The organism is Chromohalobacter sp. 296-RDG (genome assembly GCF_029889885.1).
Lineage (GTDB): Bacteria > Pseudomonadota > Gammaproteobacteria > Pseudomonadales > Halomonadaceae > Chromohalobacter.
This window is the reverse complement of record NZ_JARANY010000003.1, coordinates 143304-154487: the sequence shown is the minus strand read 5'-3', so window position 1 is coordinate 154487 and position 11184 is coordinate 143304. Positions and strand designations below refer to the sequence as shown.

At 61.8% G+C, this 11184-nt stretch carries 11 protein-coding genes and 1 riboswitch; of the genes, 5 read left to right on the top strand and 6 right to left on the bottom strand.

All coding sequences use genetic code 11. The annotated features are described in order from the left end of the window. Both OP495_RS02790 and OP495_RS02785 read left to right on the top strand, forming a co-directional pair. The coding region (locus OP495_RS02790) for an ATP-dependent DNA helicase (RefSeq protein ID WP_280567047.1) at positions 1–1289 on the top strand (1289 nt) is incomplete at its 5' end. Between the two features lie 41 nt (positions 1290–1330). Next, complete coding sequence (locus OP495_RS02785; RefSeq protein WP_280561414.1) at positions 1331–2350, top strand: sodium:calcium antiporter; 1020 nt, start codon at positions 1331–1333, stop codon at positions 2348–2350. Between the two features lie 29 nt (positions 2351–2379). Here OP495_RS02785 and OP495_RS02780 read toward each other — a convergent pair whose 3' ends face one another. From OP495_RS02780 to OP495_RS02755, 6 genes are all read right to left on the bottom strand, one after another. After that, a complete protein-coding gene (locus tag OP495_RS02780) occupies positions 2380–3456 on the bottom strand; it encodes a PA0069 family radical SAM protein (protein ID WP_280561883.1) in 1077 nt (358 codons plus the stop codon). A 73-nt stretch (positions 3457–3529) separates the two neighbouring features. Then, positions 3530–3829, bottom strand: coding sequence for a winged helix-turn-helix domain-containing protein (locus OP495_RS02775; protein ID WP_280561412.1), 300 nt, complete (start codon positions 3827–3829; stop codon positions 3530–3532). 91 nt (positions 3830–3920) lie between these two features. Beyond that, positions 3921–5756, bottom strand: a complete 1836-nt coding sequence (locus OP495_RS02770) for a TonB-dependent receptor (protein ID WP_280561411.1) — start codon at positions 5754–5756, stop codon at positions 3921–3923. A 120-nt stretch (positions 5757–5876) separates the two neighbouring features. Then, positions 5877–6095: riboswitch (cobalamin riboswitch) on the bottom strand. Between the two features lie 95 nt (positions 6096–6190). Beyond that, the gene (locus tag OP495_RS02765; protein WP_280561410.1) at positions 6191–7033 is read right to left on the bottom strand and encodes an OmpA family protein; all 843 of its coding nucleotides are present in this window, start codon (positions 7031–7033) and stop codon (positions 6191–6193) included. After that, positions 7030–7848: a MotA/TolQ/ExbB proton channel family protein gene (locus OP495_RS02760; protein ID WP_280561409.1), complete on the bottom strand. Its 819-nt coding sequence runs from the start codon at positions 7846–7848 to the stop codon at positions 7030–7032. The genes OP495_RS02765 and OP495_RS02760 overlap by 4 nt, the downstream gene beginning before the upstream one ends. Positions 7849–7991: 143 nt before the next feature. Further along, entirely contained in the window at positions 7992–8744 is a 753-nt protein-coding gene (locus OP495_RS02755; RefSeq protein ID WP_280561882.1) for a glycerophosphodiester phosphodiesterase family protein, read from the bottom strand. A gap of 313 nt (positions 8745–9057) precedes the next feature. On the opposite strand from OP495_RS02755, the gene OP495_RS02750 reads away from it, so the two are divergent. From OP495_RS02750 to OP495_RS02740, 3 genes are all read left to right on the top strand, one after another. Further along, positions 9058–9630: a hypothetical protein gene (locus tag OP495_RS02750; protein ID WP_280561408.1), complete on the top strand. Its 573-nt coding sequence runs from the start codon at positions 9058–9060 to the stop codon at positions 9628–9630. 142 nt (positions 9631–9772) lie between these two features. Beyond that, the gene (locus OP495_RS02745) at positions 9773–10750 is read left to right on the top strand and encodes an NADPH:quinone reductase (protein WP_280567045.1); all 978 of its coding nucleotides are present in this window, start codon (positions 9773–9775) and stop codon (positions 10748–10750) included. A gap of 32 nt (positions 10751–10782) precedes the next feature. After that, positions 10783–11142 (top strand): septal ring lytic transglycosylase RlpA family protein, encoded by a 360-nt coding sequence (locus tag OP495_RS02740; protein ID WP_280561406.1) that lies wholly within the window; start codon positions 10783–10785, stop codon positions 11140–11142. Positions 11143–11184: the final 42 nt, after the last annotated feature.

Below are 11184 nucleotides of genomic sequence, written 5' to 3'. Positions count from 1 at the left end.
TCACGGTGGGCGATTATCACTATTACTTCGCCAGCGGCGGCTTGCTGCATCTGTTGGCCCAGACCAACGACTGGCGTCTGGGCGTGCTGGTCGACGAGGCACACAATCTGGTCGAGCGCGCGCGTGATATGTACAGCGCGAGCCTCGATCAAGGCGACCTGCGCGCCCTGATACGCGAGAAACCCGCTGGCGTTAGTGCCGCGCTCAAGCAGCTCAATCGTGAGTGGAACGCGTTGGGTCGTGAGTGTATCAATGAACATACCGCACTCGAGCACGTTCCCGAAGCATGGCTGGCGGCGTTGCAGCGTCTGGTGGGGACGATCGGGCAAGTGGCGGCCGAGCCGCCTTATACCTTGTCCCCGGCCTTGCAGCGTTTCTATTTCGATGCCTTGAAGACGGTGCGCATCGCCGAGCTGTTCGATCGTCACTTCGTGTGCGATATCGCCATGCGCCCGGGCCACCGAGGCATGCGTCATGCGCGCCTGAGCCTGCGCAACATCGTGCCGGCGCCATTGCTGACTCCGCGTTTCAAGGCTGCGCATGCCAGCGTGCTGTTCTCGGCCACTCTGACGCCCGAGCGCTATCAGCGCGATCTGCTGGGGTTGCCCGAGGACAGTGTGTGGTTGGATGTGGCGTCGCCCTTCGCCAACGAACAACTCAGCGTGCATATCGCCCGGCATATTTCCACGCGCTTTCGCGACCGTGAGGCATCGCTGGCACCCATTGCTGACCTGATCGCCGCGACCTATGCGCGTCGACCGGGCAATTATCTGGCCTTCTTCAGCAGCTTCGCCTATCTGGAGGATGTCGCCGCGCGTTTGCAGGACGCACACCCTGAGGTACCGCAATGGCAACAGGCGCGGGGCATGGACGAAACGGCTCGGGCGGATTTTCTGGCACGCTTCACGTCGGACGGGCGCGGAGTCGGATTCGCGGTACTCGGCGGGGCCTTCGGCGAAGGCATCGATCTTCCAGGTGAGCGACTGATCGGTGCTTTCATCGCCACCCTGGGGCTGCCGCAGGTCAATCCGGTCAACGAGCAGCGTCGACGCTATCTACAGGCGATGTTCGGTGCCGGCTACGATTATGCTTACGTCTATCCCGGGGTACAGAAGGTGATTCAGGCCGCTGGACGTGTGATTCGCTCCCGCGAAGACCGGGGCACGATTCATCTGATCGACGACCGCTTCGCCGAGCCTCGTATTCAGGCGTTATTGCCGTCATGGTGGCACGTCACCCACAACGTTGATGTCCCGGCTCGCACCCCGGGCGGTGCTTCTCTAGGGTAGGGCGCACATGTTTTGTAAACACCCTCTCAAGGACGAGTAATATGAGCTTGATGCTGAGCGTGGCGCTGTTCGCTGGATGCGCACTGGTGATCGGCGTGGTCGGGACGCGCCTGACCGGCGTGGTGGACACGCTGGCCGATCGTACCGGCATGGGAGAGGCCATCGCCGGGGCGGTGCTGATGGGTATGGCGACCTCGTTATCCGGCATCGTGCTGTCGGTGACGGCGGCCTGGAAGGGTCAGCCCGAACTGGCGATGAGCAACGCCGTGGGCGGGATCGCTGCACAGACGCTGTTTCTTACCGTCGCCGATGTGGCGCTGCGACGCGTCAATCTCGAACATGCGGCAGCGTCTATTGGCAATCTGGCGCAGGGCACATTGTTGATGTGCCTGCTGGGTATGTTGCTGGTGGCGCGTTATTCGCCGGAGTGGACGTTGTGGGGCATTCACCCGGTCACGCCGCTGCTGTTTCTGGGCTACGTATATGGTTTGCGTATCATCGATGAAGTGCGTAGCCAGCCGATGTGGATGCCGCGACGTACGCGTGAAACCCGCGAGGATGCACCGGATGACGACGCCCAGCGCTATTCTTTGACGCGGCTGTGGAGCGGATTCGCCGCTCTGGCCTTGTTGCTGGGCGTGTCCGGCTGGGTGATGGAGAAAGCAGCGACGACGCTGGCGACCGAAACGGGCATGAGCCAGACCGCCGTGGGTATACTGCTGACCTCGGTCGCGACGTCCTTGCCCGAGCTGGTGACTGCCGTGGCCGCCGTACGACGCGGGGCGCTGACCCTGGCCGTGGGCGGGATCATCGGCGGTAACGCCTTCGACACACTGTTTGCCGCCGCCTCGGATATCGCCTATCGCGATGGGTCGATCTATCACGCCGTTTCCGATCAGACATTGCTGTGGATCGCGCTGTCGGTGCTGATGACGGCGGTATTGCTGCTGGGACTGGTGCGCCGTGAGAAACACGGCCCGGCACGTATCGGCTTCGAAAGCGTGGCGCTGGTGCTGTTGTACGGCGCCGGGGCGGTGATGGTTTTCCACGAGGCTTCCTGAATCGAGCGATTCGGCGCGGGCGGATTTCCTCAGTCGAACAGATCGCCCTGGGCATGCGGGGCGCGAAAGGCACTGGTATCGAGCCCCATCTCGGCACGGTCGCCGATGCCCAGGCGCCGGCAGGTGGTGCGGAAACGTTGCGCCAGCAGTTTCGCGAACACGCCTTCGCCGCGCATGCGATGGCCGAAGCGGGCATCGTAATCCTCGCCGCCACGGCACTGGCGGATCAGGCTCATGACCTTGTCGGCGCGTAGCGGGTAGTGCTCGTTGAGCCAGGTCTCGAACAGCGGCGCGACCTCATGCGGCAGGCGTAGTAGCATCCAGGCAGCGGTGCGCGCACCGGCGTCGTGTCCGGCCTCCAGCAGGGACTCGAGTTCATGGTCGGTCAGCCCTGGAATCACCGGCGAAATCAAGGTGCCCACGGGAATGCCGGCCTCGCTGAGTTCGCGGATGACCTTGAGGCGTGTGCGTGGCGCTGCCGTACGCGGTTCAAGTGTGCGCTTGAGGTCGTCGTCGAGGCTGGTCAGGCTGACGAAGACGCGCACCAGGCGGTGCTCGGCCATCTCGGCAAGCAAGGCCTTGTCGCGCAGAATCAAGGCGCTCTTGGTGACTAGCGTCACGGGGTGGCGGGTCTCCAGCAGCAGTTCCAGCAGGGCTCGGGTCGTGCCGCGCTCGGCCTCCAGCGGCTGATAGCAATCGGTATTGCCCGACAAGTTGATCGGGCGACAGACGTAGCCGGGTTTGTCGAGTTCGTCGCGTAGCCGCTCGACCATGCCGGTGCGCGCGATCAGCTTGGTTTCGAAGTCGAGCCCTGGCGACATGTCCCAGTAGGCATGGCTGGGGCGTGCGTAGCAGTAGATGCAGCCGTGCTCGCAACCGCGATAGGGGTTCAACGAGCGATCGAAGGAAAGATCCGGCGAGTGGTTCCAGGACAGCGCGCTCTTGGCGGGCTCGTCACGCACCTGTGTCGCCAGCCGTGTCGGCGCTTCTTCTTGCCACCAGCCGTCGTCGATGGCCTCGCTGACCGTGGGCGAAAAGCGATTGTGAGGGTCGAAGGTCGCGCCGCGTCCCTTGCGGGCCTGGGAACGGTTTCTGGGCGTCGTCATCATGCAATGCCTCGACTGTATATAAGTACAGTATAGACATCATGGAAATGGGTTCAACCCGACCGGCGTGGTGTCATACCGGCGGATAGCCCAGCGCCTCGCGTAAACGCTCGGCATGCGCGGCGACCCACGTCGGGTCGATGGGTCCCCAGTCGCGGATGACATAGCGCCCGATATGATGTCGGGCACCGGCTTGCTGCTCGAATTCGCAGTGAACGTCCAGCTCCACGAGGGCATTGACAGTGTCCTGCGCGGTGCGACGCGGCATGCCGGTGGCGTCGATCAGCGCGGGTACGCTGGCCGTGCCGTGGTCAATGAGGTGCGCGACATATAGCCGGCGATAGAAGCTGCTTTGGGTCTTGCTCAAGGCCATGGATGCTCTCCTGTAAAGGTCCATACAGCATAACGCCCCGCTCCCATGAAGGGGCAGGGCGCATGCGTGGCATCGTGTGGTAAAAGGCGAATCAGAAGCGCAGTGTCACGCCGCCTTCCACGTAGCGATCCTGGGTATTGTAACCATCGACCAGTTGGTACTCCTTGTCGAAGGCGTTCTCCATCTTGGCCGAGAGCTCGACCATGGGCGTGACCTGCCAACTGGTCCGCAGGTCGACCACGCCGTAGCCTCCCATCATGGTGTCGGTGCTGTCGCGGCGATCTCCTGAGCCGCGTAGCGTGGTGCCGAAGGACCAGGCCTGGTAGGTATAGTCGGCATCAATGCGACCATAGAGCTTGGAACGACTTGCTAGACGTTCTCCGGTGTCACGGTTTTTGGGATCCTGGTGAGTCAGGCTAGCTTTCAGGGAGAGGTTGTCGCCTTGCCAGCCGCCGCTGAGTTCGACTCCGCGTATGCGGGCTTCGTCGACGTTGTAGTTCCGGTAGCTGTTGTTACCGATGTCAGAGTAGACGATCAGGTCGTCTATGCGATTCTCAAATAGCGTGGCGCGTGCGTTCCATGGTCCTTTTTCGAATGACCAGAAGGCTTCGATATTCTTGGATTCTTCCGCCTTGAGGTCCGGATTGGCGCCCCAGCTTTCGGGTCCATAGAGTTCTTGTAAGCTAGGGGCTTTGTAAGCCGTACTGTAGGAAATACCTGTGCGTTGGCTGGTGCTTAGTTGGTAAGCATAACCCAAGCTACCGGTAGTCTTATCGCCGAACAGTGAATCATCGTCGTAGCGCAAGGAGCCGGAAAGCTCGTGGACACCGTAGGTACGCTGCATCATGCCATAGACGCCGTAATTTTCACGGCTATCTTTTTGGTAGCTATTTCCGCCGACATTATCCTGATAATCGATCTTATCTTGACGGTAGTCGACGCCGATGACATCGACGCCATGCTCTCGAGTAAAGCGGTGTTGAATGCCTGCCTCATTGCGATGTGATTCGCTTAGAGTCGTGCGAGTGCCTTCATCACGTTCCTCACGTTGTTCGTCGAAATGGCCGGCGGTGATCTGCATCTGCCAGTCTGGCTGAAGCTGGACATCGAGCTCACCGCTAAAGGATTGCAGATAGCCTTTAGTAAGCATATCCTCGCAGCCAAGTGAATAGCCGACAATACAGCTGTCGTATTCGCCCTCGAAGTTCTGGCGCAGTGCGTTGACGCTCACGTCGACGTCATCGTTGATGCGATGTGAAAGTCCCAGTTGGGCACCTTCGCGCTCGAAGCCGTCACGCTCGCCGCTGTCGTCCGCCTGGGTGGCGTTGAAGCCATCGCCATCGCGGTGAAAGAGCGAGGCGTTCAGCCGGGTGTCGTCATCGCCGGTGGCGACCCAGGCGCTCTGGCGCTGGGTGCTGTCGCTGCCTGCGCTCGCCTTTAGCCCGCCTTGCGTGCCGGTATTCGTGCCGTGCCGCGTGAAAACCTGAATGACACCGCCGATGGCGTCAGCGCCATAAGCGGCGGCTCTTGGCCCACGTACGATCTCGATACGCTCGATGGCCTCGAGTGGCAGCATTTCCAGGCTGGCACCGCCACTGGTCGCCGAGTTGATGCGCACACCATCGACCAGAACCAGGCTATGGTCGGATTCGGTACCGCGCATGAACAAACTGGAGAGCGTCCCTGGTGGTCCGTTCTGCGTCATTTCGATGCCCGCGCGGCCCTGCAGCAGGTCGATGACTGAGCCGGCCTGGCTACGTTCGATATCATCGCGGTCGATGATGGTGGTGCTTGCCAGCACATCGCTCTGCGACTGGGGGAGTCGGTTGGCGGTGACCTGAATATCGGATAGTCGTTGATCGCCCTGCGCCTGTGCGCTGCCCGCCACTACAATGGCCAGCCACAGCAGATTTTTGTTATGCAACATATAAAAACGCCTCATCAGCGTAAGAAACGAGTTACGCGATGAGGAGGACAAGAGGTGACGCCGCCGCGTCGCCTGGACAGCGTAAATGCAACGGTCGCCACTGGCGAAGCCCTCCGCATCAGCCAGTGCTGAGACGCAGGCCGGTCTCCGGACTGACGCGCTGGCGGCGGAAAAGATCCGACACCGGGCGGAAACGCCTTCCCACTCGAGCTAAGCAAAGAGCAGTGACGGTCGCATGCGCGGCTGGCAGCGACGATTTCCGATGTAGCGCGATTACCGTTGCGGGGGCAGTACGGGACTTTCACCCGTTTCCCGAGCACCTGGGTCTCGACGGGTGGGGATTCTGCTTGGCCGTTACCGCTAAGTCAAACGCCGGTCATGTCAAGTACGCGGAGCTTGATCGCCGGCCGCTCGTCGGGCCGCCATGAAACCGGTCACTGGCTTTCGGGTTCATGCAGGACCAGCTCGACACGACGATTCGCCGCGCGTCCCTCGGCCGTGGCATTGCTTTTTAGCGGGTGCGTGTCGGCATACCCCACCGCGCGTAGCTCATTGCTATCGAGTCCTTCTTCTACCAGGAAGCGTAAGACGGCGGTGGCACGTGCCGTGGAGAGTTCCCAGTTGGAGGGGAAACGGTCGGTGGCGATGGGCCGGCTATCCGTATGACCCTCGATGGTGATATCGCCCTCGTATTGCTGCAGTGAGTCCAGCAGCTGGCGCAGAACCTCGCGGCCCTCGTCGGTGAGGCCGGCGCGGCTGCTGGAAAACAGCAGGCGGTTCTCGATGCGGAAGTTCAGTGTCCGGGCGCTTTGTGTCACGACCACGCCATCGATCAAGGGCTTGAGCGTACTCGTCAGTTGGCGCACGCGACGGGGATCGCGGGAGGCCTCGACGCTCGTCATCAAGGTCTTGGCGGGCGCCGGGTTGACCATGATCACGCGTGGCGGCCGTGGCGACATCGGCGGTGGCGTATAGAAAGCGGTGTCACGCGGCGCAACGTAGCGTTTGTTCGAACGCGGTGGGGTATAGAAGTTCGGCGACCATGCGGGCGCTTGCAGTGTGGGCACGCCCAGGGCGGGGAAGGCGAGTGCCGTGTCGCTGGCGGTGCTGTCGTCGTTTCCGGTTAATGCCAATAACAGTACGAACAAGGTGATCAGCAAGGTGAGCATGTCGAGATAGCTCATCAGCCAGCCGCCGCCTTCATCGCCCGCGTGATTGACAGGGGCGATCAAGGTATCGCTGGCGTCGATGGCGTAGCGATGCGTCGCACGGCTCATGCCACCGTTTCCTCCTCACGTGACCGCTTGGGCGTACGAGGTGCCGGTTCGCGGATCTCGTCCTGGTGCTCGGCCATGAAGGAATTAAGCGTGTCCTCGACGAACGATGGCAGGCGGCGCTTGGCGATCAGCATCACCCCTTCCATGACCATGTGCATTTCGATCAGACGTTCCTCGGTGCGGCGTTCCAGTTTGACTGCAATCGGCTTGAAAAGCAGGTTGGCGAGCAGGATGCCGTAGAACGTCGACATCAGGGCGATGGCAAGGCGCGGACCGATTACCGTCAAGTCGCCGCCGTCGATCACCTCGAGCATGTTGATCAGGCCGATCAAGGTGCCCAGCATGCCGAACGCTGGTGCATAGGTGGCCATGGTGCGGAAGATCTGCGACTCGGCGTACTCGCGCGCTCGCATGCGTGCGATGCGCCAACGCAGGACGTCGTGAATCTCGTCGTCCTGGGTATTGGCGATGACCAGCGATACTCCGGTGCGCAGGAAGGGGTTGCGCGTGTCTTCGAGCTCGGCTTCGATGGCGCGAATGTTGCCACGAAACCAGTGGCGCGCCATGGAGACCAGCGTCTGGATATCCTCGTCGATACGGCTGTTCTCGCGACGGAAGACGAGTCCCACCAAGCGCGAGACGCGCACCACCTCGCGCATGGGATAGCTGATGAACGTAGCGGCCAGCGTGCCGGTGATGACGATGGCGAGGCCGGGGAAATTGAAGAAGCTGCTGGGCGTTTGCGCGGTGAAGAGCACGACGGTGGCGAGCAGCAGCACACTGGCGGCGATGCCGATCAAGGTCGACGGGTTCATGGGCGTTGTCCGATGCAGGAGCAGCATGAAAGCGATAAAGCGAGATGGCCAAGGATTACCATGACGCATGGTACGCGCGGCATGAATATGCAAAGCGTGTATTTGCCGTGTGCTTTGTGCGCTTTTCAACGACTAGAGGACGGCTAGGATAAGGCGTCCGTGAAACCAGGCGGGTCGTCACTGATCACGGCATCGACGCCCCATGCCCAGCGGGGCAGAAAAACAGCCGGGTCGTTGGCGGTATAACACAGCAGGCGCAGGCCGGCTTCACGTACGGCGCTGGCAGCGGCGGGTTTCAGCTTGCGCCAGTCGAGGTGGACGCTATACGCCAGAAGGTTTTCGGCATCCGCGCGCCAGTCTTCGGGAAGCTTGTCGTAGAGCAGCCCCAGGCGTAGCCGGTGCGGATCGTTCTCTATTTCGCGCGCAGCGCGCAGCCCGTCTCGGTCGAACGAGGACACCAGCAGTCGCGAGGGTGGAAGCGCTGCCTGCAGACGCGGAACGACGGCCTTGGCCAGAGCTTCAGGGCTCTGCCGATAGCTGATCTTGAGCTCGAGATTGAGCCCCATGTCGCATTCGGCGATCAGTGCCAGCATCTCGTCGAGCGTCGCCATGCGCTCGTGGCGAAACGCCGGGCTGAACCAACTGCCCACGTCCAGTTGGTGTGCCTGAGCGAGATCGAGATGCCGCAACTTGCCGCGTCCGTTGGAGCAGCGCCGTACGCCGGCATCGTGCCAGATCACCGGGGTGCCATCGCCGAGTTGCTGGACATCGAGTTCCACCCAACGGCATCCGGCCGCATGGGCGGCGCGTACCGCCGCCAGCGTGTTCTCGGGGGCATGCGCGGAAAGCCCGCGATGCGCGATAACGTGGGGGAGTACGAGGCCTGTCTCGCTGATCGGCGAGGCTTGTACCTCGCGCTGGGCAGCGGCTGTCGGCGGCAAGGTGGTACTGCTTGAAGAAAGTGGCATGTAAACGAACCTCGCGAATGGCCGATGAGTATTATGGCATGCCGTACCGGCATTGGTTCAGTGGTGGAAGGCATGCCGTTCACGTCGGGTTTGCCGCCTAGGTTGAGATACCTTTTTGACAGGATCATGACCGTATCGCCATGGGGCGGCGTTCGAGGATATGCTAATCTGCGCGCCTTGTTTCGAGATCAGTCGTCTGGCGCTTTGGCCGACAGACGGCGCCCGACCGCCAGAGAGACCGATGAAAATCATTCATGTCAAGAATCCGGAAAGCCGCGAGGCGTGTCTCGCACAGCTGTGCGCCAATGTGTATGGCCAAAAAGCCGGGCTCGATCCCCTGGTGACCTTCACTGGCACGTTGGGGGTGTTGTTCGAGCAGGACGCGGCGCGCATTTTCGTCCTGGCCGACGAGCAGCAGACGATTCTCGCCATGCTGCTGTTGGTCTCGGACATCGAAGGCCAAGGTATGGAAGTGTCATTACTCTCGACACCGGAGTCCGGGGGCGACGAAGAGCATGTCAAACGTCTGATCAGGGAAATGGCCACACGCGCGCCCTTGCGGGTGCATGCCCCCGACGAGGCCAGCGAAACCTTCTTTCGCGATTGCGGCATCACCCGATGGCTGGAAATGCCGGATGGCATGCGCCTGGGCTTGGCCGCGCAGCATGAAACAGTCACGCCGGATGCTTTGACGAAACCGTTGCGTTTCAATGCGGAGGGCATCGTGCAGACCTTCAAGCGCGAGCCCGAGACCTTTGAGTCATACAAGGCGCGTTTCATCGCTGGTCTGGAGCGTTTCGACGGCCGCGTGTGAAGATGCTCGCCGGGGCAATGCCATGCGACTTTAGTGGCGATGCGCCACGTCGGTCGCATTCTTGGGGTCGGATGGCTTGACCCGGCGGACGTTCGGCGCTTGGATGAAAGCCTAGATTCGTTAGCTTCATAAGGAAGGTTGCATGGCCAAGCGTATTCAGTTTACTCGTACCGGTGGACCCGAGGTCCTGGAATATGTCGACGTTACCCCCGTCGAGCCTGGCCCAGGTGAAGTGCGCGTTCGCAATCGCGCGGTGGGATTGAATTTCATCGACATCTACTTTCGTACCGGGCTTTATCCTGCGCCGAGCCTGCCGTCCGGCTTGGGCACCGAAGGGGCCGGCGAGATAGATGCGGTTGGCGAAGGCGTGGAGGGCTTCGCGCCGGGCGATCGTGTCGCTTATGCCCAGGGGGCGTTGGGCGCCTACGCCGAGCAGCACGTGTTGCCGGCGGAGAAGGTCGTGACGTTGCCCGAGGCCATTAGCTTCGAGACCGCAGCGGCGGCCATGCTCAAAGGTCTGACGGTGCAATATCTTCTGCGTCAGACCTATCGGGTGCAGGAAGGTGAGACGATTCTCTTCCATGCCGCCGCAGGTGGCGTCGGCTCCATCGCCTGCCAATGGGCGAAAGCGCTTGGCGTCAAATTGATCGGTACTGTCAGCTCGCCCGAGAAAGCCGATTTGGCCAAGCGCAACGGGGCTTGGGCGACCATCGACTACACGCGGGAAAACGTCGTCGAGCGCGTGCGTGAGTTGACCGGTGGCGAGATGGTGCCGGTGGTATATGACTCGGTAGGCAAGGATACCTGGGAAACGTCGCTGGATTGCCTGCAAAAACGTGGCCTGATGGTCAGCTTCGGTAATGCTTCCGGTGCGGTCGAAGGCGTCAACATCGGCATTCTCAATCAGAAGGGCGCCCTGTTCGTGACGCGACCCAGCCTCAACGGTTATGCCGACACGCGTGAGCGCTTCGAGGCCATGGCCGAGGAACTGTTCGAGGTGATCGCCAGCGGCAAGGTCGCCATCGATGTCGCCAACCGTTACCCCCTGAGCGAGGCCGCCCAGGCACAAGAAGCCCTGGCGGCGCGCAAGACGACGGGGTCGACGGTGCTATTACCCTGATGGTGGGCCACGTATCCCGACGAGTGGCGGTCGTGGGCTGGGTGGTTGCCGCGGTGGCGTTGGCGGGATGTGCCACCGACGGTGGCGAAGCGTCCGGCGGGACCGCAGAGCGTGGCCAGGCCAGCTACTATCATGATCGCTTTCAAGGACAGCAGACGGCTAGCGGTGAGCCTTACGATGCCCAGGCGTTGACCGCCGCGCATCGCAAACTGCCGTTCGATACCCGTGTGCGTGTCACCAACTTGGATAATGATCGTCACGTGACGGTGCGAATCAACGACCGAGGCCCCTTTACCGAAGGGCGCATCATCGATCTTTCGCGCCGTGCAGCCGAACGTCTTGATATGCTGGACGACGGTACGGCGCCGGTACGCGTGACGCCGTTGCCGTAAGCCATCCCACGCGGCCGTGTCTCAGCGAGGCGCGGCCGCGCT

Coding starts and splice junctions, on each gene's coding strand:
- OP495_RS02765 (WP_280561410.1), bottom strand. CDS start 7,033: ATGAGCCGTGCGACGCATCGCTACGCCATCGACGCCAGCGATACCTTG.
- OP495_RS02770 (WP_280561411.1), bottom strand. CDS start 5,756: ATGTTGCATAACAAAAATCTGCTGTGGCTGGCCATTGTAGTGGCGGGC.
- OP495_RS02775 (WP_280561412.1), bottom strand. CDS start 3,829: ATGGCCTTGAGCAAGACCCAAAGCAGCTTCTATCGCCGGCTATATGTC.
- OP495_RS02760 (WP_280561409.1), bottom strand. CDS start 7,848: ATGAACCCGTCGACCTTGATCGGCATCGCCGCCAGTGTGCTGCTGCTC.
- OP495_RS02785 (WP_280561414.1), top strand. CDS start 1,331: ATGAGCTTGATGCTGAGCGTGGCGCTGTTCGCTGGATGCGCACTGGTG.
- OP495_RS02780 (WP_280561883.1), bottom strand. CDS start 3,456: ATGACGACGCCCAGAAACCGTTCCCAGGCCCGCAAGGGACGCGGCGCG.
- OP495_RS02750 (WP_280561408.1), top strand. CDS start 9,058: ATGAAAATCATTCATGTCAAGAATCCGGAAAGCCGCGAGGCGTGTCTC.
- OP495_RS02745 (WP_280567045.1), top strand. CDS start 9,773: ATGGCCAAGCGTATTCAGTTTACTCGTACCGGTGGACCCGAGGTCCTG.